Annotated in this window: 16 protein-coding genes; 7 read left to right on the top strand and 9 right to left on the bottom strand. The window is 62.5% G+C overall.

What is annotated here, in order from left to right:
- Positions 1-199: 199 nt before the first annotated feature.
- A complete protein-coding gene (hrpA, locus tag H7995_RS17910; RefSeq protein ID WP_166592118.1) occupies positions 200-4,111 on the bottom strand; it encodes an ATP-dependent RNA helicase HrpA in 3,912 nt (1,303 codons plus the stop codon).
- A 143-nt stretch (positions 4,112-4,254) separates the two neighbouring features.
- Positions 4,255-5,976 carry a bifunctional isocitrate dehydrogenase kinase/phosphatase gene (gene aceK, locus H7995_RS17905; protein ID WP_166592119.1) on the bottom strand — a complete coding sequence of 574 codons (1,722 nt, stop codon included), beginning with the start codon at positions 5,974-5,976 and terminating at the stop codon, positions 4,255-4,257.
- A 130-nt stretch (positions 5,977-6,106) separates the two neighbouring features.
- Between aceK and H7995_RS17900 the strand changes: the two genes are divergently transcribed.
- Entirely contained in the window at positions 6,107-7,003 is an 897-nt protein-coding gene (locus H7995_RS17900; RefSeq protein ID WP_166592120.1) for a DMT family transporter, read from the top strand.
- A gap of 24 nt (positions 7,004-7,027) precedes the next feature.
- On the opposite strand, the gene H7995_RS17895 is transcribed toward H7995_RS17900, so the two are convergent.
- The 3 genes from H7995_RS17895 to cysK form a co-directional block, all read right to left on the bottom strand.
- Positions 7,028-7,891 (bottom strand): DMT family transporter, encoded by an 864-nt coding sequence (locus H7995_RS17895; RefSeq protein ID WP_185818693.1) that lies wholly within the window; start codon positions 7,889-7,891, stop codon positions 7,028-7,030.
- A 393-nt stretch (positions 7,892-8,284) separates the two neighbouring features.
- Complete coding sequence (locus tag H7995_RS17890) at positions 8,285-9,223, bottom strand: aspartyl/asparaginyl beta-hydroxylase domain-containing protein (RefSeq protein WP_166592122.1); 939 nt, start codon at positions 9,221-9,223, stop codon at positions 8,285-8,287.
- A 248-nt stretch (positions 9,224-9,471) separates the two neighbouring features.
- Entirely contained in the window at positions 9,472-10,446 is a 975-nt protein-coding gene (gene cysK, locus H7995_RS17885) for a cysteine synthase A (RefSeq protein WP_095171684.1), read from the bottom strand.
- 126 nt (positions 10,447-10,572) lie between these two features.
- Between cysK and H7995_RS17880 the strand changes: the two genes are divergently transcribed.
- From H7995_RS17880 to H7995_RS17870, 3 genes are all read left to right on the top strand, one after another.
- Positions 10,573-11,646 (top strand): DUF748 domain-containing protein, encoded by a 1,074-nt coding sequence (locus H7995_RS17880; protein ID WP_185818692.1) that lies wholly within the window; start codon positions 10,573-10,575, stop codon positions 11,644-11,646.
- A 142-nt stretch (positions 11,647-11,788) separates the two neighbouring features.
- On the top strand, positions 11,789-12,634 hold the full coding sequence (locus H7995_RS17875) for an AAA family ATPase (protein WP_078473226.1): 846 nt from the start codon (positions 11,789-11,791) through the stop codon (positions 12,632-12,634).
- A 12-nt stretch (positions 12,635-12,646) separates the two neighbouring features.
- Positions 12,647-13,825: a vWA domain-containing protein gene (locus H7995_RS17870; protein ID WP_095171681.1), complete on the top strand. Its 1,179-nt coding sequence runs from the start codon at positions 12,647-12,649 to the stop codon at positions 13,823-13,825.
- Positions 13,826-13,939: 114 nt separating this feature from the next.
- Here H7995_RS17870 and H7995_RS17865 read toward each other — a convergent pair whose 3' ends face one another.
- From H7995_RS17865 to H7995_RS17850, 4 genes are all read right to left on the bottom strand, one after another.
- Positions 13,940-14,857, bottom strand: a complete 918-nt coding sequence (locus H7995_RS17865; RefSeq protein WP_185818691.1) for a 5-oxoprolinase subunit C family protein — start codon at positions 14,855-14,857, stop codon at positions 13,940-13,942.
- Positions 14,854-15,558: a 5-oxoprolinase subunit PxpB gene (gene pxpB, locus H7995_RS17860; RefSeq protein ID WP_182343815.1), complete on the bottom strand. Its 705-nt coding sequence runs from the start codon at positions 15,556-15,558 to the stop codon at positions 14,854-14,856. The genes H7995_RS17865 and pxpB overlap by 4 nt, the downstream gene beginning before the upstream one ends.
- Positions 15,555-16,307 (bottom strand): 5-oxoprolinase subunit PxpA, encoded by a 753-nt coding sequence (locus H7995_RS17855; protein WP_182343813.1) that lies wholly within the window; start codon positions 16,305-16,307, stop codon positions 15,555-15,557. The genes pxpB and H7995_RS17855 overlap by 4 nt, the downstream gene beginning before the upstream one ends.
- Before the next feature lie 67 nt (positions 16,308-16,374).
- On the bottom strand, positions 16,375-17,667 hold the full coding sequence (locus tag H7995_RS17850; protein ID WP_166592127.1) for an MFS transporter: 1,293 nt from the start codon (positions 17,665-17,667) through the stop codon (positions 16,375-16,377).
- A 142-nt stretch (positions 17,668-17,809) separates the two neighbouring features.
- Here H7995_RS17850 and H7995_RS17845 point away from each other — a divergent pair, with 142 nt between their 5' ends.
- The 3 genes from H7995_RS17845 to H7995_RS17835 all read left to right on the top strand — a co-directional run bounded on the left by H7995_RS17845 (position 17,810) and on the right by H7995_RS17835 (position 21,967).
- Positions 17,810-18,739, top strand: a complete 930-nt coding sequence (locus tag H7995_RS17845; protein WP_166592128.1) for a LysR family transcriptional regulator — start codon at positions 17,810-17,812, stop codon at positions 18,737-18,739.
- A 104-nt stretch (positions 18,740-18,843) separates the two neighbouring features.
- Positions 18,844-20,766 carry an IucA/IucC family protein gene (locus H7995_RS17840; protein WP_166592129.1) on the top strand — a complete coding sequence of 641 codons (1,923 nt, stop codon included), beginning with the start codon at positions 18,844-18,846 and terminating at the stop codon, positions 20,764-20,766.
- Positions 20,756-21,967 (top strand): MFS transporter, encoded by a 1,212-nt coding sequence (locus tag H7995_RS17835; RefSeq protein ID WP_166592144.1) that lies wholly within the window; start codon positions 20,756-20,758, stop codon positions 21,965-21,967. Before H7995_RS17840 ends, H7995_RS17835 begins: the two co-directional genes overlap by 11 nt.
- Positions 21,968-21,981: the final 14 nt, after the last annotated feature.

Genomic DNA, 21,981 nt, shown 5'->3' with positions numbered 1-21,981 from the left:
TTCCCATCCGGGGGACGCAAACCTGGCATCGCTTTATTCGACCTGCCCGCAGCGCGAAGGCTCAAAACCGCGGGGCCGATGTTTATAGCGGCGAAGTTTGCCATAAACCCAGGGTTTTGGCCCATTTTTGCTGGATAACGCCCCTACAACAGGCACCACAGCAACCTCGCTCCCACAGTTTTTTGCACAAGCCTGGGGTCTACGGTTCGACCTGGGTCCACTGCTTGTTCAGGCGCTTGTCGGAGATCGGCACCTTGGTCCCCAGTTGCTGGGCAAACAACGACACCCGGTACTCTTCCAGCCACCAGCGGTACAGCTCCAGTTGCGGATCGCGCTTGCCTTCCTGGGCATGTTTGCTGGCGCGGGCCTGGTATTGCGCCCAGAGCGCCGACAATTCGCCGCTCCAGACCCGGTCCTTCTGGACCTGGGCGCCGAGTTTTTCGAAGCGCTGTTCGACGGCCTTGAGGTAGCGCGGCAGCTCCTTGAGCCACACCATCGGGGTTTCGCGGACAAACCCTGGGTACACCAGGTGACTCAACTGTTGCTTGATGTCATTCAAGGCCACCGCTTGCGCCAGGTCGATCTTGCCCTTGAAGCGTTTTTGCAGGCCGTGCCAGAGCTTGAGAATCTCCAGCGTCAGCTTCGCCAGGCGTTCGGCATGCTCGGTCCAGCCGCCGCGCTTGCGTTCGGCCAGCGCCGCCAGCCCGGCACCGTCGCGGGGCAGGCTCGGTTCACCGTCGAGAATGCAGCTGTCCAGGCTCGCCAGCAGGATGTCTTCCACCAGCGCGTCGATCCGCCCCAGTTCGCGGTACATCAAGCCCAGTTCGGTGAGCCCCGGCAATTTGCCCCGCAGGAACTTCGCCGGCTCCGCCAGTTGCTGCATCAGCAAGCGCTGCAAGGCACGGCGGTGCTGGAACTCGGCCTCGGCCGGGGTCGAGAAACGCCCCTCCTTGACCGTGCCCGCCTCTTCCACCAAGGCCGGGTAGACCGTCATCGACAGCCCGGCGATCTTCTGTTGGGTCTGCTGTGCCACGGCGGCGAAAACCTTGGCCTCCACCGGCTGTTGGCTTTTCGCAGTCTGTGGCACCGCCAGGGCCGCCTGGCTGGCTTCGGCAAACCGGGCCGTCAGTTCGGCCAGGTCGCGGCCTTCGCCGAGGAACTTGCCCTGGCCGTCGACAATTTCCAGGTTCATCCGCAAGTGGCTTTCCACCTGCTGCGCGGCTTCGGCCCAGGCCTCGTCGCTGACCCGGGCACCGGTCATGCGCAACAACTCCCGACCCAGGGCCTGGGGCAACGAGCCGTCGCCAAAGGTGATGCGTTGCAAGGCTGCCTTGACGAAGTCCGGTACCGGTACAAAGTTCTTGCGCAAGGCCTTGGGCAGGTTGCGCACCAGGGCGATGCACTTGGCCTCGATCACCCCCGGCACCAGCCACTCCAGGCGCTCCGGTGGCAACATCGGCAACAGCGGGGCCGGTACGCGCAGGGTCACGCCATCACGCGGATGGTTGGGTTCGAAGTGATAACTCAACGGCAGGGTCAGGTCGCCCAGGCGCAGGGTGTCCGGGTAATGCGCCGCGGTGATTTCGTTGGCCTCGCGCGCCAGCACATCTTCCTCGCGCATGATCAACAGCTGCGGGTCTTTCTGGCTGTTGACCCGGTACCAGCTGTCGAAGGTCGCAGTCTGGTGAATCTCTGCCGGCAAGCGCGCGTCGTAGAAGGCGAACAGGGTTTCTTCGTCCGCCAGGATGTCGCGCCGGCGTGCCTTGGCTTCCAGCTCATCGAGCTGTTCGAGCAGTTGCGCGTTAGCGGTGAGGCACTTGGCCTTGGACTGGATCTCGCCACGCACCAGGGCTTCGCGGATGAACAGCTCGCGCGATACCAGTGGATCGATCGGCCCGTAATGCACCGGACGGCGACCGACGATAATCAGCCCGAACAAGGTGATCTGCTCGTACGCCACCACCTGCCCACGCTTCTTCTCCCAATGGGGTTCGAAGTGGTTCTTCTTGATCAGGTGCCCGGCCAGCGGTTCGATCCAGTCGGCATCGATCTTGGCCACCATGCGCGCGTAGAGCTTGGTGGTCTCCACCAGTTCGGCGGTCATCAGCCATTGCGGGCGCTTCTTGCCCAGGCCCGATGAGGGGTGAATCCAGAACCGCCGCTGGCGGGCACCGAGGTAGTCGCCGTCCTCGGTTTTCTGGCCGATCTGGCTGAGCAAGCCGGACAACACCGCTTTGTGCAACCTGGGGTAATCCGCCGGTTCCTTGTTGAGCGACAGCTGCATGTCGCGGCAGATCAGGCTCAACTGGCGATGAGAGTCACGCCATTCGCGCAGGCGCAGGTAGTTCAGGAAATTCTTGCGACACCAGTTGCGCAAGGGGCTGGCAGTCAGCGCCTGGCGCTGCTCTTCAAAGCCGCGCCACAGATTGACCAGCCCGGCGAAGTCCGAGTCGACGTCCTTCCATTGCGCGTGGGCCTGATCGGCGGCCTGCTGACGCTCCGGCGGCCGCTCGCGCGGGTCCTGGATCGACATGGCACTGGCGACGATCAACACTTCCTGGAGGCTGCCCAACCGGGCCGCCTCCAGCAGCATGCGGCCCATGCGCGGGTCTACCGGCAGGCGCGCCAGTTGCCGGCCCAGCGGCGTCAGCTGACTGTTGCGGTCTACTGCCGAGAGTTCCTGCAGCAGGTTGAAGCCATCGCTGATGGCCTTGCCATCCGGCGGTTCGATAAACGGGAAGTCGGTGATCTCGCCCAGGCGCAGATGGAGCATCTGCAGGATCACCGCCGCCAGGTTGGTGCGCAGGATTTCCGGGTCGGTAAATTCCGGCCGGCCGATAAAGTCTTCTTCACTGTACAGACGAATGCAGATGCCCGGCTCGACCCGGCCGCAGCGCCCTTTACGCTGGTTGGCGCTGGCCTGGGAGATGGCCTCGATCGGCAGGCGCTGGACCTTGGCCCGGTAGCTGTAGCGACTGATGCGCGCGGTGCCGCTGTCAATCACGTAGCGAATCCCCGGCACCGTCAACGAGGTTTCCGCGACGTTGGTCGCCAGGACCACGCGCCGCCCCGGGTGCGACTGGAAGATCCGCTGCTGCTCGGCCGGTGACAGGCGAGCATACAGCGGCAGGATTTCGGTGTGCTTGAGCTGGGCCTTGCGCAACATGTCGGCGGCGTCGCGAATCTCCCGCTCGCCCGGCAGGAACACCAGCACGTCACCTGGGCTGCGGCGCTCGCTGCGTTCATGGGCGGCGATTTCATCGAGGGTGGCGAGGATCGCCTGGTCCACCGTCAGGTCGTCTTCGACCCGGTTGCCTTCCTCGTCCTGCTCAAGCGTCAGCGGCCGGTACCAGGTGTCCACCGGGAAGGTACGCCCCGAGACTTCGACAATCGGCGCGTCGTCGAAGTGCTTGGAGAAGCGCTCCAGGTCGATGGTCGCCGAGGTGATGATGACTTTGAGGTCGGGACGGCGCGGCAGCAGGGTTTTCAGGTAACCGAGCAGGAAATCGATGTTCAGGCTGCGTTCGTGGGCTTCGTCGACGATGATCGTGTCGTAGCGCTCGAGGTAGCGGTCGTTCTGGGTTTCCGCCAGCAGGATGCCGTCGGTCATCAGCTTGATCAGGGTATTGGAGTCGCTCTGATCCTCGAACCGCACCTGATAGCCGACCAGCGCCCCCAGCGGCGTGGCCAGTTCCTCGGCGACCCGGCTGGCGACGCTGCGCGCGGCAATCCGCCGTGGCTGGGTGTGCCCGATCAGCCCGTGCTGGCCGCGGCCGATTTCCAGGCAGATCTTCGGCAACTGGGTGGTTTTACCCGAGCCGGTTTCCCCGGCGATGATCAACACCTGGTGCTTTAGCAGCGCTTCCTTGATTTCGTCGCGCTTGGCGGCAATCGGCAAACTGTCGTCGTAACGAATCACCGGCAGGCTGGCACGCCGCGCCAGCACCTGGTCGCAGGACGCTTGCAGGCGCGTGACCCACTGGGCCAACTTGGCCTCGTCGGGTTTCTTGCGCAGCTCGAGCAATTGGCGCCGCAGCCGGTGGCGGTCGGCAAGCATGGCGTGATCGAGGTTGTTCAACAGTTTGTCGATGGAAGGCGATTCGTCAGTCATCAGGTACGCAAAAGTCGTCTAGTGGCGCAGGGGGGCGATTGTCGCAGATTTGGCGGGATAAATGATGGTGCGGTGCATGACCCCACCCTGTGCGGCCTTTTCGCGGGCAAGCGGAGCGCCGCCCGCGAAGGCGTCGGTAGGCGCTACTCGTTATCCAGCCCCTTGCGCCGATACGGAAACACATCGATCACCTTGCCCGCGCGAATCGCCTCTTGCAGGCTTTTCCAGTAATCGGCGTTGTACAGCTCGCCGTGCAGTTGGTCGAACAGTTTGCGTTGCCCCGCGTCAGCGAACAGGAACGGCGGGAATTCTTCGGGGAACACGTCCAGCGGGCCGATGGAGTACCAGGGCTCGGAGGCCATTTCGTCTTCCGGGGTGCGCGGCTGCGGGATATGGCGGAAGTTGGCTTCGGTCAGGAAGCAGATTTCGTCGTAGTCATAGAACACCACACGGCCATGGCGAGTGACGCCGAAGTTCTTCAGCAGCATGTCCCCGGGGAAGATGTTCGCCGCCGCCAGTTGCTTGATCGCCAGCCCGTAGTCTTCCAGCGCTTCGCGCACCTGGGCGGGGTTGGCGTTTTCCAGGTACAGGTTCAATGGCGTCATGCGCCGCTCGGTCCAGCAGTGGCGGATCAGTACCGTGTCGCCTTCCACGGCCACGGTCGAGGCCGCGACCTCGAGCAACTCTTCCAGGCACGCCGGATCAAACTTGCTCAACGGAAAACGGAAGTCGGCGAATTCCTGGGTATCGGCCATGCGCCCGACCCGGTCGACACTTTTCACCAGCCGGTACTTTTCGATCACCGTGGCCCGGTCGACGTTTTTTGACGGCGAGAAGCGGTCCTTGATGATCTTGAACACGGTGTTGAACCCGGGCAGGGTGAATACGCTCATCACCATCCCGCGCACCCCGGGAGCCATGATGAACTGGTCATCGGTGTTGGCCAGGTGGTTGATCAGCGCCCGGTAGAACTCGGACTTGCCGTGTTTGTAGAAGCCGATCGAGGTGTACAGCTCAGCGATGTGCTTGCCCGGCAGGATGCGCTTGAGAAAGCCGATGAACTCCGCCGGCACCGGCACGTCGACCATGAAGTAGGAGCGGGTAAAGGAGAAGATGATCGACACGTCGGCTTCGTCGGTGATCAAGGCATCGATCTGGATCCCCCGGCCCTCGCGGTGCAGCAACGGGATCACCAGCGGCCATTGCTCATCGGCGGTGTAGATGCGCCCCACCAGGTAGGCACCCTTGTTGCGGTACAGCACCGAGGAAAACAGCTCGACCGCAAGGTTAGGGTCCTTGCACACCCAGTCGGGCAGGTTCTCGCGCAATTGTGCTTCGAGCCGACGCAGGTCACCGTCGAGGTCGGCGTAGTCTTCGCTGAAGCGGTAGTCGCTGAAGATGCTCGCCAGCATTCCCGACAACTGCCCCTGAGGCTTGTAGGTGCGGGTTTGCGCCGCCCGGGCCCGACGCAGGCTTGGGCGGGTGGTGTGGATGAACATGCTGCCGTCGCTGATCAGGTCGTGGCTGAACAGCCCGCAGAAGGTCGAGTTGTACCAGGTCTCGGACAGTTCATCGTCGAACCGCAAGTCGATCAGGCTGATGTAGGCGCTCTTGACCAGCGGCCAGCAACTGACTTCGAGCAAGGTATCAGCGGCAAAGGTCGCGTGCAGGCGCCCCACCACTTCATTGACCTTTTCTTCGTAGAGGTTGATCCGTGCCGCCGAAGCGACCTGCGCCTCCTGCCATGCCGCCTGCTCGAAACGCGCCCGGGCGCCATCGGTGATCTGGCGAAAATGCTCGCGGTAATCGTCAAAGCCGTCGAGGATCATCTGGGCGATATCGGCGGCTGGCCATGGCTGCGGCATGTGAAGACCTCTGCGAGATGGTGCTTATCGTTGGAGCCTGAGCTTAGAGGCCAATTGTCAGGCAACGCAACCATTGCCTTGCCCCCGGCGCGCAGCGACACTGGCGCGCTGATTAATGAAGGAACGAGCTGTGAACCCCGTCGATATTCTGCGTTTGTTGGCCCTGGCTGCCATTTGGGGTGCGAGCTTTCTGTTCATGCGCATCATCGCCCCGGTCATCGGCACTGTGCCCACGGCCTTTTTCCGGGTGTCGATTGCCGCCGCCGGCTTGCTGCTGATCCTGGCGCTGATGCGCACCCACTGGGATTTTCGCGGCAAGTTCAAGACCGTATTACTGCTGGGGGTGATCAACTCAGGCATCCCGGCGACCATGTATTCGGTGGCCGCCCAAGTGCTGCCTGCCGGCTACTCGGCGATTTTCAACGCCACCACGCCGTTGATGGGGGTGCTGATCGGCGGCCTGTTTTTCAGCGAACGCCTGAGCCTGTCGAAGATGGCCGGGGTGGCCCTGGGCTTGTTTGGCGTGGCGATCCTGACCCGTGCCGGCCCCGTGGCCTTTGACCTGGAACTGCTGATGGGCGCCCTCGCCTGCCTGGTGGCGACCACCTGTTATGGCTTTGCCGGGTTCCTCGCACGGCGCTGGCTCGACCAGCAAGGCGGCCTCGACAGCCGTCTCTCGGCCCTGGGCAGCATGCTCGGCGCCACCCTGTTCCTGCTGCCGTTGTTTGGCTACAGCGTAATCAGTCAGCCGCCCGTGAGCTGGGGCGGCTGGAGTGTCTGGTTGTCGTTGCTGGGCCTGGGCCTGGGTTGCACGGCCTTCGCCTACATCCTGTACTTCCGCCTGCTGACGTCCATTGGCCCGGTCAAATCAATGACCGTGACCTTCATGATCCCGCCGTTCGGCGTGCTCTGGGGCGCGCTGTTTCTCGACGAACCGCTGTCGATGGCGCACCTGTATGGCGGCTTGCTGATCACGGCGGCGTTGTGGATGGTGCTGCGCCCGGCCAGGCGGGCGATTCGTCCGTGAATCGCCGCACCTGGCACTCAGGCATTACCTCGACTGGCGAAACACAAACACCAGGCCCACGATGATCAACGCCATGCCCAGCAGGCTCAGCATCGCCAGTCGATTACCAAAAATCAGGTAATCCATCACCGCCGTCACCGCCGGTACCAGGTAAAACAGGCTGGTGACGTTGACCAGGTTGCCCCGGGCAATCAGGCGGTACAGCAACAGGGTCGCCAGTACCGACACCACCAGCCCCATCCACAGCACCGGCACAAAGAACCCGCTGCTGTGCTCGAAGTGGAACGGTTGGAAGGGCACGAACAGCGCACACAACAACAGTCCCGCCAGGTACTGCACCGGCAGCGTGCCGAGCGGGTCCTGGGTGATGTGCTTTTGCATGATGGAGCCGACCGTCATGCTCACCAGCGCCAGCAGGCCAAAAAACATCCCGGTCAGTGACATCCCGGCCAGGCCAATCCCCTGGTACACCACCATGATCAGCCCCGCCAGGCCCAGCGCCAGGCCGAACATCCGGCGCCTACTACGCTGGCGTTCCATCAGGACCACGGTGAGGATCGGCTGCACCCCCATGATCGTTGCCATCACCCCTGGGGTGACCTTCAGGTCCAGGGCCAGCAGATAAAAAATCTGATAGGCCCCCAACAGCACCAGCCCGGTGGCCGCGGCATACCAGGTCGCCTTGCGCCCTCGGGGCAGCTTGAGCTTGAGCAGCGGCACCAACAGCACCAGCCCGCACAAGGCAATGGCAAAGCGGATCAGGAGAAACGCAAAGGGCGAGGCATGGGCCAACCCCCACTTGGAGAAAATCGCCCCGCTACTCCAGAGCAGGACGAACACGCTCGTGGAAGCCGCCGCGAGCGCGGTTTTTTTTGAAATGAGCAACATCTGGACCACCTGTCATCAGGCAATAAGCCAATTCAGCCAAAAACTGAAATTCGTTTTTTTGTGTTCAGGTATGACGCAGGGCACAGCAGCGAATGCTGATCAGGCCGAGCAACCGACACCTGGCGGCGAGACCACCGCGCACACTGGCGTGCAACAGACAGGAGGGGGGTAGTGACTGATCTGCGCAGGCTGCAGATTCCCGCACGGCACGACGCCAGCGTTGACCGCTGAATCGACTACCGCGTTGAGGTGGGATGCAGGCATGGGCTGATCTTTTTCAGGAGGGAAAGCGCCGGGCTTCAAACCCGTCGAGCGCTGACTATAACCAGCGCTCGACATGGTTTGCAACAACCTGTTGCAGGTGGGACGTGCCTCGGTTTTGCGGGTTGCGGATCAACCGAACAGCCAGTAACCGAGCAAGGTCAACACCAGCACCGCCAACACCGGGCGCAGGATGCGGTACAGCTTAGGGTTGCGACGCTTCCATTGCTTGAAGTGCGCACTGAACCGGTCGCTGGAGTTCTTGCTCCAGGCATACACCTGGTTGATCCCGCCCACTCGCTCGCTATCCACGTTCTGCGGCGCGGTAGCGCGGCCCAGCAGGCCACTGATCCAGCGGTTGAGGCGGGTCATCAGGCGGTTGCTCAAGGGGCGCTCGATGTCACAGAACAGAATCACCCGGGTCTGCTCGGTTTCGTTCTTGACCCAGTGCACGTAGGTTTCATCGAACATCACGTCTTCGCCATCGCGCCAGGCGTAGGCCTGGCCGTCGACAAAAATGCGGCAGGCGTCGGAGTTCGGCGTGGACAGCCCCAGGTGATAGCGCAGGGAGCCGGCAAACGGATCGCGGTGGGGGTTGAGGTGGCTGCCACCGGGCAACAGGGCGAACATCGCACCCTTGACGTTGGGGATGCTATTGACCAGCGCGACGGTCCTGGGGCACAGGGCCTCGGCCGACGGCAGCGCCTTGTCGTACCACTTGAGGTAAAACCGCTTCCAGCCTTTCTTGAAGAACGAACCGAACCCGGCATCGTTGTTGTGCTCGGCGGCGCGAATGTAGCCTTCGTCGAACAAGTGCATGGCCTCGTCGCGAATGACTTGCCAGTTGTCCTTGAGCACATCCAGTTCGGCAAACTTGCTGCGGTCCAGGTAGGGCTTGGAAGGCACCGCGGAAAACAGGTACATCAAGGCGTTGTAGGGGGCGAACAAAGCCGAATGGTTGACGAATTGCCGCAGGACCGGCAACCGCGCCTTGCCGCGCAAGTGCACATAGAGGGTGCTGCCGACAAATAGCAGCAACAGCGAAGCCTTGGCGGCGAAAGAAAAACTCATGCAACAACTCCTTGAAGAATAACGTCACTGCGCAGCGCCATTTACCCGACGTGGCAGGCGGCCATGATACTCACTGCCGACCTTGCAAAAAACCGCACTTCCTAACATTCAGTATTGAGGTTTGCGCAACAAACCTAAGTAACACAAGGTTACTGAACCCTGACTGACCGGGATCAAACCCAACGCCCTTCATTCCTCTGCTGTCGGGGCGGGTGCCCGCTTGCGGCGCCCGCCCCGACCCGCATGCCTTACTGCTGATTCTCCTGCTCGGTGAACAGATCACTGAACAGCATGCTCGACAGATAACGCTCACCGGAGTCAGGCAGGATCACCACGATGGTCTTGCCCTGCATTTCCGGGGTCTCGGCCAGGCGCACGGCCACTGCCATCGCCGCACCACAGGAAATCCCGCAGAGAATCCCCTCCTCCTGCATCAAGCGCAGGGCCATGGCCTTGGACTCCTCGTCACTGACCAGCTCGACCCGGTCGACGATCGACAGATCAAGGTTCTTCGGCACAAAACCGGCACCAATGCCCTGGATCTTGTGCGGGCTTGGCTTGATTTCTTCACCGGCCATCAATTGAGTGATCACGGGCGAGACCACAGGTTCCACCGCCACTGAAAGAATCGGCTTGCCCTGGGTGTGCTTGATATAGCGCGAGATGCCGGTAATGGTGCCGCCAGTGCCTACGCCGGCCACCAGCACATCCACCGCACCGTCGGTGTCGTTCCAGATTTCCGGACCGGTGGTCTTTTCGTGAATGGCCGGGTTGGCCGGGTTATCGAACTGCTGCGGCATGAAGTATTGGGTTGGATCGCTGGCAAGGATTTCTGCGGCCTTCTCGATCGCGCCCTTCATGCCCTTGGCCGGCTCGGTCAGGACCAGTTCGGCGCCCAGGGCCTTGAGCACCTTGCGCCGCTCGATGCTCATCGAGGCCGGCATGGTCAGCATCAGCTTGTAGCCACGCGCGGCCGCGACGAAGGCCAGGCCGATGCCGGTATTGCCCGAGGTCGGCTCGACGATGGTCATGCCCGGCTTGAGCTTGCCGGTGCTTTCAGCGTCCCAGATCATGTTCGCGCCGATCCGGCATTTGACCGAATAACCCGGGTTTCGCCCTTCGATCTTGGCCAGGATGGTGACACCACGTGGCGCGATACGGTTGATCTGCACCAACGGCGTATTGCCGATGGAGTGGGCGTTGTCAGCAAAAATACGGCTCATGGCTGGGTCCTTGTACAGCGTTGAAGAAGCCTTCAAGGGTATGCCTCGCACCCTTGGGCGTCCAGTCGAGACGAACGTCTGCGCGCCCACGCAGTCCATCGTCTTATACCCCCTGAGCGAGATGCCATGAAACGTCGATACCGTTGGCCCCTCTGGTCGCTGGCCAGCATAACGTTGCTGCTGGTGGCCCTGCACGTCGCCCTGCCCTACCTGGTGCGCGACTACCTGAACGACAAGCTGGCGGAGATGGGCGACTACCGTGGGCAGATCAGCGATGTCGACCTGGCGTTGTGGCGCGGCGCCTACCGGATCAACGGGCTGCAGATCGTCAAGGTCCAGGGCAAGGTCCCGGTACCGTTCGTCAAGGCGCCACTGATCGACCTGTCCGTCAGTTGGCACTCACTGTGGTACGACCACGCCGTGGTGGCCAAGGTGCTGTTCGTCAAACCCGAGCTGAACTTCGTCGACGGCGGCAACCAGCAGGCCTCCCAGACCGGTCGCGGCACCGACTGGCGGGAACAGCTGGGCAAACTGCTGCCCATCACCCTGGACGAAGTGCGCATCGATAACGGGCGCATCACCTTTCACAACTTCAATTCCAAACCGCCGGTCGACATGCAAGCCACCCAGGTCGATGCCAGTGTGTTCAACCTGACCAACGTGGTGGACGTCAAGGGCCGGCGCGACGCGCGCTTCGAGGGCAAGGCCCTGCTGCTGGGGCACGCACCGCTGGAAGCCAGTGCCACCTTCGACCCCTTGAGCAATTTCGAGGAGTTCGAGTTCCGCCTGCGGGTCAAGGACATCGAACTCAAGCGCATGAATGACTTCGCCGCGGCCTATGGCAAGTTCGACTTCAATGCCGGCCACGGCGACGTGGTCATCGAAGCCCAGGCCAACAAAGGCCAGCTCAAGGGCTACATCAAGCCGCTGTTGCGCGATGTCGATGTGTTCAACTGGCAGCAGGATGTGGCCAATGAAAAGAAAGGCATCCTGCGTTCGGTCTGGGAGGCCTTGGTGGGCACCACTGAAACCGTGCTCAAGAACCAGCCGAAAAACCAGTTCGCCACCCGGGTCGAACTCAGTGGCAGCGTGCATAAACAGGACATCAGTGCTTTCCAGGCTTTCCTGCAGATTCTGCGCAACGGCTTCATCCAGGCTTTTAATGCACGATACGAGCAGCCCAAGCCGTCAGCTGACTGAGTCACCATGTGACGCCCCATTCAGAGACTGAATAAGCCGTCTGCGTTCACAGTCGACCGGGCGCCGCGTTATAGTCGGGCATGTGATCTCTTTCCCCCGCCCTGCCCGGCGCAGGTCGGCGCTACTGTTCGAGGAATTACCGATGAAGTTCGAAGGCACCCGCGCATACGTCGCCACCGATGACCTGAAGCTGGCGGTCAACGCCGCCATCACCCTGGAGCGGCCACTGCTGGTCAAGGGTGAGCCGGGCACCGGCAAGACCATGCTTGCCGAGCAACTGGCCGAATCCTTCGGCGCGCGCCTGATCACCTGGCACATCAAGTCCACCACCAAGGCGCACCAGGGCCTGTACGAGTACGACGCGGTCAGCCGCCTGCGCGATTCGCAACTGGGCGTGGACAAGGTCCACGACATCCGCAACTACCTGAAAAAGGGCAAGCTTTGGGAGGCCTTCGAGTCGGAGGAACGGGTGATCCTGCTGATCGACGAAATCGACAAGGCCGACATCGAGTTCCCCAACGACCTGCTGCAAGAACTCGACAAGATGGAGTTCTACGTCTACGAAATCGACGAGACCATCAAGGCCAAGCAACGTCCGATCATCATCATTACCTCCAACAACGAGAAAGAGCTGCCGGACGCCTTCCTGCGCCGCTGCTTCTTCCACTACATCGCCTTCCCGGACCGCACCACCCTGCAGAAGATCGTCGACGTGCACTACCCGGACATCAAGAAAGACCTGGTCAGCGAAGCGCTGGACGTGTTCTTCGATGTGCGCAAAGTGCCAGGGCTGAAGAAAAAGCCGTCGACCTCGGAACTGGTGGACTGGCTCAAGCTGCTGATGGCCGACAACATCGGCGAAGCGGTGCTGCGCGAGCGCGATCCGACCAAGGCCATCCCGCCACTGGCCGGGGCCCTGGTGAAGAACGAGCAGGACGTGCAGTTGCTCGAGCGCCTGGCGTTCATGAGCCGTCGCGGCACCCGCTAAGAGGCTGCTGCCATGCTGCTCAACCTGTTCAATGAAATGCGCGCGGCCAAGGTTCCGGTCTCGGTGCGCGAACTGCTGGACCTGATCAACGCGCTGAAACAGCGCGTGACCTTCGCCGACATGGACGAGTTCTACTACCTGGCGCGGGCCATCCTGGTCAAGGATGAACGGCATTTCGACAAGTTCGACCGGGCGTTCGGTGCCTACTTCAATGGCCTGGAAAAACTCGACGACCACCTTCAGGCGCTGATTCCCGAAGACTGGTTGCGCAAGGAATTCGAGCGTTCCCTCAGCGATGAGGAGCGCGCGCAGATCCAGTCCCTGGGTGGCCTGGACAAGCTGATCGAAGAGTTCAAGAAGCGCCTTGAAGAGCAGAAGGAACGCCACGCCGGCGGCAACAAATGGATCGGCACCGGTGGCACCAGCCCGTTCGGCTCCGGCGGCTTCAACCCGGAAGGCATCCGGGTCGGTGATGCCGGCAAGCGCCAGGGCAAGGCGGTAAAAGTCTGGGATCAACGCGAGTACAAGAACCTCGACGACTCGGTGGAACTGGGCACCCGCAACATCAAGGTCGCCCTGCGCCGGCTGCGTAAATTTGCGCGCCAGGGTGCCGCGGAAGAGCTGGACATCGATGGCACCATCGACCACACCGCCCGCGATGCCGGGCTGCTGAACATTCAGATGCGGCCGGAGCGACGCAACACGGTCAAGCTGTTGCTGCTGTTCGACATCGGCGGCTCGATGGACGCCCACGTGAAGACTTGCGAGGAGCTGTTCTCGGCCTGCAAGACCGAGTTCAAGCACCTGGAGTACTACTACTTCCACAACTTCGTTTATGAGTCGGTGTGGAAGAACAACATGCGCCGCACCTCCGAGCGCACCTCGACCCAGGACCTGCTGCACAAGTACGGCGCCGACTACAAAGTGATCTTCATCGGCGACGCCGCCATGGCGCCGTATGAAATCACCCAGGCCGGCGGCAGTGTCGAGCACTGGAACGAAGAGCCGGGCTACGTGTGGATGCAGCGCTTCATGGAGAAGTACAAGAAGCTCATCTGGATCAACCCCTACCCGAAAGACACGTGGGGCTATACCTCCTCGACCAAGATCGTGCGCGACTTGATCGAGGACCAGATGTATCCCCTGACCTTGCGTGGGCTGGAAGAAGGGATGCGGTTTCTCTCCAAATGACCGTTTAACACCCGGACAGATCGCAGCCTGCTCCGGGGCGCCGTTCCGACGATGGCGGGGGGTCAGGCACCCGCGATATTGAATGTTCTGGCCTCATCGCGGGCAAGCCTGCGATCACCTGAACCGCTGCAGCAATTCCCGGTGCTGGCGATGCGCGGTCTCTTGCACCACCGGGGCCAGTCGCACTGTCTGCCCCGGCAGGCACTGCGCCAGGCGGGCCAGGGCCAGTGGCGTCAGCGCCCCCAACCGTGGATAACCGCCAATGGTCTGCCGGTCATTGAGCAACACGATCGGCTGCCCGTCTGGCGGCACCTGCACTGCTCCCAGCGGAATGCCTTCGGAGATCATCGGTCGGCCCTGATACTGCAAGGCCGGGCCCAGCAAGCGCATGCCCATGCGGTCGGCGCGGGTGTCCAGGGTCCAGGTGCTGTTGAAGGCATCGAACAGGCTTTGCCCACTGAACTCGCCATGTTGCGCCCCCAGCACCAGATCCAGCACAGGCGCGCGACGGAAGTCGGGGCGCTGCTCGCCCGGTACTTCGCGCAACGTCGTTGCCGGCCCGGCGTAACTCAGTTCCGCACCTTTGGCCAATGGCTGACCGAAGCCGTCCAGCCCCCCCAGTTCCTCGCGTACCACGGTGGCGCAACTGCCCAACACCTGCGGCGCAGTGAAGCCGCCGGGCGCCGCCAGATAGGCCCGGGCCCCCAGCAACGGTTGCGTGAACTGCAAGCGCTGGCCCTTGCGCAGGGTAAAACTGCGCCACGGGGCCAGGGGCTGGCCGTCCAGCAACGCGCCGAGATCGGCACCCGCCAGCGCCAGGCAACAATCGTCCTGGGCCTGCAGGGTCAAGCCGCCGAGGGTGACCTCGATCACCGCCGCCTCCAGCGGGTTGCCCAGCAGGCTGTTGGCCCAGGACATCGACAACCAGTCCGCCGCCCCGCCCTGGGTCACGCCCAGGTGGCGCACGCCGAAGCGCCCGGCGTCCTGCAACAGGCACAGCGCGGTGCTGGCCTCAATGCTCAAGCGGCTCATGCCGATACCTCCAGCGGGGTGTCATCGCCACCCAGGTTGACGAACTCGGCGTGGCTGACCGCGGCGAAGCGCACGGTATCGCCCGGCTGCATCAGGCTGTAGCCATCGCGCCCACGGTCGAACAGTCTGGCCGGGGTGCGGCCAATCAGGTTCCAGCCCCCCGGCGACACCACCGGGTAGGCCGCCGTCTGGCGCTCGGCAATCCCGACGCTGCCGGCCGCCACCCGCTTGCGCGGGGTATTGAGACGCGGCGCGGCCAGCACTTCTTCCACCAGGCCCATGAAGGCAAAACCCGGGGCAAACCCGAGGGCGAACACCTGATACTCGCGCTCACTGTGCCGACGGATCACCTCATCCACTGCCAAGCCACTGCGTTGCGCCAGCAGGCTCAGCTCCGGGCCGACACTGGGGTGGTACCAGACCGGCAGCACATGACACTGACCACTGGCCTGGGCATCCGGCGTCAGACCGTTCAAGGCCTGGGCAATCAGCTCCCGAGCCTGGGCCGGGTTCAGGGCGAGCAGGTCGTAATGCACCATCAAGGTGGTGTAGGACGGCACCAGGTCAATCAGGTGCCCGCCGAAGTTTTCCCGCAGCCGCACGCAGGCGGCGAGCATCCACGGCATGTTGCTTTCGGCGATCTCATCGAACAGACGGACCATCAGGCAATCGATCGCCACCACTTCAACCCGTGGCTTCATGATGGGCTCTGCTGATTCAAGGCCTGGCGGATACGCTGCACGGCCGCCACCGAACTGGCGTTGTCACCGTGCACGCACAGGGTGTTGGCCTGCAGCACCAAAGGGCTGCCGTCGCTGGCGAGCAATTCGCCGCCACGGGCAATGATCAGCGCCTGCTCGATGATTTTTTCGGCATCGTGATGCACCGCCCCCGGCAACTGCCGCGACACCAGGTGCCCGGCGCTGTCATAGGCACGGTCGGCGAAGGCTTCGAACCACAGCGTCACCCCGTATTCATCGCCCAACGCCTGGGCAGCGCGGTTGTCACGGGTGGCCATCAGCATCAGCGGCAGTTGCCGGTCGTAGGCCGCGACGGCCTGGATCACTGCGCGTAACTGCGCCGGGTTGGCCATCATGTCGTTGTACATCGCCCCGTGGGGTTTGACGTAACTCACGCGCCCGCCCTGGGCACGGCAGATGCCGTCCAGCGCGCCGATCTGATAGTGCAACAGGTCCTGGATTTCCTGGGCGCTGTAGGCCATGGACCGGCGGCCAAACCCTTGCAGGTCCTGATAGGCCGGATGGGCGCCGATCCGCACGCCATGGCTCAGGGCCAGGCTGACGGTCTTGCGCATGATGCTGGGGTCACCGGCATGGAAACCGCAGGCGATGTTGGCGCAATCAATGAACGGCATCACCTCGGCATCCAGACCCATGGTCCAGTTGCCAAAGCTTTCGCCGATATCGCAGTTCAGTAACAGGCGGCTCACGGTCAGTGCTCCTGTGAATTTTTATCGTTTTGACCACGGGGCTTCGAGCAGCCCCGCAGATTAGCAGTTACTGCGCGTCAAGTTGCTTGCCACGGGTTTCCGGCAGGCTCAGGGCCGCCAGGATTACCACACCGTAGGACACGGCCGCGAACGCACCGATCCCCACACTCAGCGGCACGGTCTGGCTGAGCAGGCCGATCAGCAGCGGGAACAACGCCGCCAGCGCACGGCCCACGTTGTAGCAAAAGCCCTGGCCCGAACCCCGGATGCGGGTCGGGAACAGCTCGGTGAGAAAGGCCCCCATGCCACTGAAGATGCCCGAGGCAAAGAACCCCAGGGGAAAGCCCAGCCACAACATCACGCCATTGCTGACCGGCAACTGGGTGTAGAGCAGGACAATGGTGAACGAACCGACCGCGAACAGAATGAAGTTTTTCTTGCGCCCCAGAATATCGGTCAGGTAGGCGCTGATCACGTAGCCGACGTAGGAGCCGACAATCACCATGGCCAGGTACCCGCCGGTGCCGAGCACGCTCAAGCCACGTTCGTTCTTCAGGAAGGTCGGCAACCAGGACGTGATTGCGTAGTACCCGCCGAGGGCTCCGGTGGTCAGCAACGAGGCGCGAATCGTGGTGCTGAGCATGCCGGGGGCGAAGATCTCGTAGAACTTCGACGGGTTGCTCGGCTCCTGGCGGGCCTTGGCTTCACGGTAGATTTCCGGGTCCTTGACCAGACGACGGACGAAGATCACGAACACGGCGGGCACGATGCCCAGCAGGAACAGTGCGCGCCAGGCGTCTTCAGGCGGCAGCAGGGAAAACAGAATCGCGTAGAGGATCGCCGTCAGGCCCCAACCCAGGGCCCAGCCGGATTGCACCATGCCCACTGCCTTGCCACGGTCCTTGGCGCGAATCACTTCGCCGATCAGCACCGCGCCAGCGGTCCATTCACCACCGAAACCAAAGCCCATCAGGGTCCGGGCGATCAGCAGTTGTTCGTAGTTTTGCGCGAAGCCGCAGAGGAAAGTGAAGAAGGCGAACCACAGTACGGTGAGTTGCAGGGTGCGCACCCGACCGATGCGGTCGGAGAGGATCCCCGCGACCCAGCCACCGATGGCCGAGGCGATCAGGGTGCTGGTGTGGATCAAGCCCGCTTCGCCCGTGGTGATGCCCCACATCGCGATGAGCGTCGGCACCACGAAGCTGAGCATCTGGGTGTCCATGCCATCCAGGCCATAACCAATCTTGCAGCTCCAGAAGGTCCGGCGCTCTTGCTGGTTGATGTTGCGATACCAGTCAAAGGGACCGGGGCGGCTGCCGACCGGGGTCTGGACGGCGTCGGTCGTGTCGGGCGCACTCATGGCGAATCTCCGCGTAATTTTTATTGGTATTGTTCTGAGCCGCTACGACGCATATCGTGGGCTCTGGCGCATTTTTCGACGACGGCGCCCTGCCCGTCCAACTAATAAAACCCCTGCCAAGACATAAGAAAAAGTTGATCTCATGAACCTCAAGTTCCTCGAAACCTTCGTCTGGGTCGCCCGGCTGAAAAGTTTTCGCCTCACCGCCGACAAGCTGTTCACCACCCAGGCCTCGATTTCCAGCCGCATCGCCGTGCTCGAAGGCGAGCTGGGGGTGAAGCTGTTCCTGCGCGATTCACGGGGTGTGAAGCTGACGCCCGAGGGCTTGAAAGTGCTCGACTATGCCGAGCAGATGATCGACACCATGCAGGCGCTCAAGCAGTCCCTGGAAACCCGTTCGAGCAAGGCCGGACGGGTGCGCATCGGGGTGATGGACACGGTGATCCACACCTGGCTCAGCCCGTTGGTGGCGCAGATCACCGATCACTATCCGTTGCTGGAAATAGAGCTGGTCGCCGATACCTCGCTCAACCTCTGCGATCAACTGCAAAAAGGCTTTCTCGATCTGATCCTGCAAACCGACCTGCTGCGCCAGGAAAGCGTGCGCAGCCTGGAGCTGGCCAGCCACCCGATCGGCTGGATCGTCGCCAGCAACTCGATCTACAACCGCGAGTACGCGAGCCTCGCCGAACTGGCCCGCGAACGGATCATCACCTACTCGAAAAACTCCCACCCGCACCAGGAAGTGCTCAGCCTGATGCAGGCCAACGGTGTGCTCGCGCCGCGCCTGAACTGCGTGAACTCGGTGTCGGCGATCACCCGCCTGCTGCGTGACGGCTTCGGCATTGGCGCCCTGCCGCCGGTGCTGGTGAGCGAAGAACTGGCGCGCGGCGAGTTGACCCTGCTGGCCATCGACCAGCGCCCACCTAACCTGCAGGTGGTGGTGTCGTGGCGAGTGGGGGCCGAATGGGTCGAAGAAATCGTGACCTTGTGCCAGCACGTGGTGGAGCGCTATGCACAGCAAGTAGGCGAGCAGTACATGGTGCTGAGCAAACCGTTGGACAGGGTCTGAACGAACAGGCACTCAAATAGCAATCCATATCATTTGCATTAGTCTTTTTAATTGGTATTCTCAGCGCGCTTTCAGTCAACCTCAGCCTCAAGGAACAGGGCCTGATGCGCGCCTATACGCAAAAACAACAGCAGTTGCTCTCTCGCTGGAGCGAAGCCCTCAGCACCGAGGCGTTCCAGTCCCACCGCATCACCCTCGATCATTTATGCAATGCCCTGGCTCCCGCGGCCCAACGCAGTTTCCAGCGCCTGATCCAGGCGCTGTTTCGCGAAGGCCTGATTACCCCCGACGCTTGCACGTTCGACGGCAACAACCACTGCTGGCTAACACTTGGCGACGGAGCGCAACTCCACTTCGATCACCTCTGCGGCACGCGGATGAACAGTTGGGATGTACGTGGCAGCATCGTCCTGCACACCCCCGACCGCCAACCGCACAAGATCCAGTTGCCCAGCGAGCTGCTCGAGCACCTCAGCACGTTGCTCAACCCACCGGCTTCTGCACAGGTCCTGGAACGTCTGGCACTGGAGCTGGATGACAGCTTCAGCAACGACACACTGTGCCTGGCGTTCCACCATGGCTGGACCGAGCGCCTGAGGGAGCAAATCGGCGCCGAGTACGACAACAACCTGCTGGCTTGGCTCCACGCCAGTCCCGGGCACCCGAACCCGACATCGCTGCTGGAACAGTGGGGCACGCTCGGCCATCCATGGCACCCGAACTACAAGACCAAGCTGGGCTTGAGTGCCGCTCAGGTCATCGCGTTCTCGCCCGAGTTCGAAGCGAGTTTTCCGATCGTGTTGTGTGCCCTGCACCGCCAGTACGCCCACGTCGAAGCACTGGCCGGCACCGCAGATTACTGGGACTGGTGGCAGGGCCACTTCCCCCAGGCCGCCGAACAATTGCAGCGCCACTTGCACCAGCGGGGCCTGGACGCAGCGGACTACCTACCGCTGCCATCGCACCCCTGGCAAGCCCATGAGGAACTGCCACATTCGTTCGCCAACGAGATCGCGGACAACCTGCTGATCATCACTGACATCGTCGCCTTCACCGGTCACCCAACCATGTCCTTGCGCACGGTTTTACCCCAGGCCAGCCGTGTTGCGCCGATGGTCAAGCTGCCCGTGGCATTGCGCCTGACCAGCGTGCAACGCACGGTGTCACCACGCTCGGCCCGGATGGGCCCGCGCATCAGCCAGTTGATGCTGCAGATTCTCGACCAGGAGCCACAGATTCAGCGCCTGCTGAACATCGTGCCGGAGCGCATCGGCGTGCACTACGCCGCACAACCGGTAGACGAGGATCGCTCCCGGCATGCCGGCGTGTTGTACCGCGACAACCCTCTGACGTTGCTGCAAGCAGGCGAGTTGGCGGTACCGGTCGGCAGCCTGTTCGCCGTCAACGAATTCGAACAACCGCTACTGCGCGATTGGGTCCAACTGGCTCAGGGTCGTGATGACAGCGAGGCCATGCTGGCGTTCTTCGATGATTACCTGTCGATTGCCGTGCCGGCGCTGCTGGGCATCTACCTGATGTATGGCGTGGCGTTCGAAGCGCACCAGCAAAACAGCTTCATGGTCATGGGTGCTGACGGTCAGTTGAATCGCCTGTTGCTGCGTGACTTTGGTGACATTCGCATCGACCGTAAAACCCTGCATGCACAGGGCCTGGATATCCAGTTGCACGATCCGAAAATGACCCTGTACGACGACACGGGTTTTGTCCGCGACAAACTCCTGCACACCACGTTCATGTGCCACTTGGGCGAGCTGACATTGCTCTGTGCCCGCCACTGGAGTGTGCCGCAAGACATCCTTTGGGATCGCCTGGCAACGCAGGTTGCACAGTGTTTTGACAGCGTGCGCGAGCGCGTCGAGCCGGCACGCTGGGAAAGCGAACGCCAGGCCTTGCTGGAGCAAGACTGGCCGGCAAAGTCGTTCATGCGCATGCGCTTGCTCGACAGTCATGCCGACATTGTCGGACGCCTCGGCAACCCACTGCGAGCCAGCGCCGATGCTCGCTGACGGGCGCGCATTGCGACTGCTGATCGTCATCCAGTTTGTCTCCATGGGCGCCATGGAAATGAGCGGCCCGTTCTGGCCCTTGCAGATCCAGCATCTGCTTGGGCCAGAGGGTGCCGGCTACACCGCGATGCTATCGGCACTGGTCTATGCCGGCCCGATGCTCGCGGCCATGCTCCTGACGCCTGTGTGGGGTCGCCTGGGCGACCGCACCGGACACAAGCCGATGATCATTCGTGCGCTGCTGGCGCTGGCGCTCTGCCAAGGGCTCGCGGCGATCACCAATGATCCCTGGCTGCTGGTGGCCATTCGCGTGATGCAAGGCGCGCTGGCCGGTTTCCTCGCAGCGGCCCAAGCCTATGCCCTGGCCTGCTGCGACAGTTCCCGGCGGGGCCATACCCTGGCCCGCCTGCAATCGGCGACCGCCGTCGGCTCGCTGATCGGCCCGGTACTGGGCGGCTGGCTGATGGACATCTCGGGCTTCGCCTTGCTCTGTTACGGCGCAACGGCGATTTGCCTGTTATGCGCGCTGGGCAGTTTTTTCCTGCCGGCCGACAGGGCGCGGGCCTCACCGAAAAAAAACGCCGCGCCAGTGGCCCTGCCCAAAGGCTGGCTGAATGCAATCTTGTTGGTGATCGTGTTGATCCAGGCCGCGAAGATGATCCCGCAGCCGTTCTACGCCCTGTACGTCGCCAACATCCTGCACGCTCCGGGCTGGCTGATCGGCGCCACCTACGCCGCGAGTGCCGCGACCCTGGCGATTTCCGCACCGCTGTGGGGACGTTTGTTCGACCGCTGGCAACCGGCCTACACCTTGCGCGTCATCGAGGGTGTCGCCTGGCTGTGTGCCCTGACGCTGGCCGCCACGGCACTGGCCAACGAATGGCTGGGGTTTCTCGCCAGCCGGCTGGTCTGGGGCATCTGGCAAGGCGCCCTGCTTCCCGTTGCCTATGCATTGATCGCCAATACCGTGTGCGCCAGCCAGCAGGGTTTTGCCCTCGGCCTGGGCAACAGCGCGGCCAAGGCCGGTGCCTTGCTCGGCACTGTGCTCGGCGGAGTCGGCATGGGTGTGATCGGCCTGGCCCACAGCTTCTGGCTGGTGGCCCTGACCTACGCACTGGCGGCCCTCGGAATCCGTTGGGTGCGGGCATTCACCGTGACACCCGCTCCCACACCTTTATCTACCCACGCTAATCAAAACTAGAAAAAGACGACCTC

The organism is Pseudomonas kielensis (assembly GCF_014236655.1).
Lineage (GTDB): Bacteria > Pseudomonadota > Gammaproteobacteria > Pseudomonadales > Pseudomonadaceae > Aquipseudomonas > Aquipseudomonas kielensis.
The sequence above is the reverse complement of the archived record's forward strand: the minus strand, read 5'-3'. Positions and strand labels throughout refer to the sequence as shown.

Coding starts and splice junctions, on each gene's coding strand:
- hrpA (WP_166592118.1), bottom strand. CDS start 4,111: ATGACTGACGAATCGCCTTCCATCGACAAACTGTTGAACAACCTCGAT.
- aceK (WP_166592119.1), bottom strand. CDS start 5,976: ATGCCGCAGCCATGGCCAGCCGCCGATATCGCCCAGATGATCCTCGAC.
- H7995_RS17895 (WP_185818693.1), bottom strand. CDS start 7,891: ATGTTGCTCATTTCAAAAAAAACCGCGCTCGCGGCGGCTTCCACGAGC.
- H7995_RS17890 (WP_166592122.1), bottom strand. CDS start 9,223: ATGAGTTTTTCTTTCGCCGCCAAGGCTTCGCTGTTGCTGCTATTTGTC.
- cysK (WP_095171684.1), bottom strand. CDS start 10,446: ATGAGCCGTATTTTTGCTGACAACGCCCACTCCATCGGCAATACGCCG.
- H7995_RS17880 (WP_185818692.1), top strand. CDS start 10,573: ATGAAACGTCGATACCGTTGGCCCCTCTGGTCGCTGGCCAGCATAACG.
- H7995_RS17875 (WP_078473226.1), top strand. CDS start 11,789: ATGAAGTTCGAAGGCACCCGCGCATACGTCGCCACCGATGACCTGAAG.
- H7995_RS17870 (WP_095171681.1), top strand. CDS start 12,647: ATGCTGCTCAACCTGTTCAATGAAATGCGCGCGGCCAAGGTTCCGGTC.
- H7995_RS17865 (WP_185818691.1), bottom strand. CDS start 14,857: ATGAGCCGCTTGAGCATTGAGGCCAGCACCGCGCTGTGCCTGTTGCAG.
- pxpB (WP_182343815.1), bottom strand. CDS start 15,558: ATGAAGCCACGGGTTGAAGTGGTGGCGATCGATTGCCTGATGGTCCGT.
- H7995_RS17850 (WP_166592127.1), bottom strand. CDS start 17,667: ATGAGTGCGCCCGACACGACCGACGCCGTCCAGACCCCGGTCGGCAGC.
- H7995_RS17845 (WP_166592128.1), top strand. CDS start 17,810: ATGAACCTCAAGTTCCTCGAAACCTTCGTCTGGGTCGCCCGGCTGAAA.
- H7995_RS17840 (WP_166592129.1), top strand. CDS start 18,844: ATGCGCGCCTATACGCAAAAACAACAGCAGTTGCTCTCTCGCTGGAGC.
- H7995_RS17835 (WP_166592144.1), top strand. CDS start 20,756: ATGCTCGCTGACGGGCGCGCATTGCGACTGCTGATCGTCATCCAGTTT.